We start from the raw sequence: 863 nt of genomic DNA, 5'->3' as shown, positions 1-863 counted from the left end.
TCCGCGAGAGAATGCGGTGTGAGGCGCAGCGCCGCCCCCTCGCGGGTCTCGGTGACGCCCCCGGGGCCTGTGAAGGTCGCGTTCACCGATCCTTGGGGCAGGGTCAGGGCGGTGCCGTAGGTGACGAAGTCTAGGAAGCGTTGGTGCTCGGCGCTGCCCTTGGCCATGGTCATAGTGGTGTGCACGACAATGGGCTCGAGGGTGGTGGACATACTGGTTTTCGCGAACACTTGCAGTACTGCCACCCACCCGTCTTTGGCGATGGCTCCTGCCCATGCGGGAGTCGGCCCTTGCGAGACCAGCCCTTGGACGTAGTGGGTGACGAACTTCGACACGTCCGTGCCCTCGGGGATCGGGATGGTCGACAGGCCGTAGCGATAGTGCGGATCCTGCGCGCTCAATGCCTTGCTGGACTCGACTAGCTGTTCGAGACTGGCGGATGGCGATCCCAGATGGTCACCGTCCTGTCCAATCTTGAATGTGGCCAAGAGTTCCTCCGCTTTTGCGCGGATCGTCTCACGGCTGTCTTTGAAGTAGTAGTCGACGATCTCGGGATACTTCGCTGCCCACGCGTGGAAGGCCTCCTCACCTTTCCAAACAGGTTCCGGGATGCGTCGGTTTGCCGCCTCCTTCTTGAGCCATAGTCGGGTTTCTGGGGTTGGGTTCATCGGCGCTACGAGAAGCCACTCGCGCAGGTCATCGTGCACATCGGCCACCCGGCGGTCGGAGATAAGCGCATCCATTGACTCTCGAATCTGGTTCTTCTGACTCGTGGTGAGGTTGCGCCCACCTTGGGTGAAGTTCTTGACCTGGTAGACGGCGTAGCCAGCATCAAGATGGACCAAGATGTCTATCCCACCGTC

Annotated in this window: 1 protein-coding gene; it reads right to left on the bottom strand. The window is 61.1% G+C overall.

Annotated elements, in window-relative coordinates; genetic code table 11:
- The coding region (locus ACYVKA_RS13525) for a hypothetical protein (RefSeq protein ID WP_460706192.1) at positions 1-845 on the bottom strand (845 nt) is incomplete at its 3' end.
- Positions 846-863: the final 18 nt, after the last annotated feature.

The sequence above is a fragment of the Luteococcus sediminum genome, assembly GCF_054783495.1.
The sequence above is the reverse complement of the archived record's forward strand: the minus strand, read 5'-3'. Positions and strand labels throughout refer to the sequence as shown.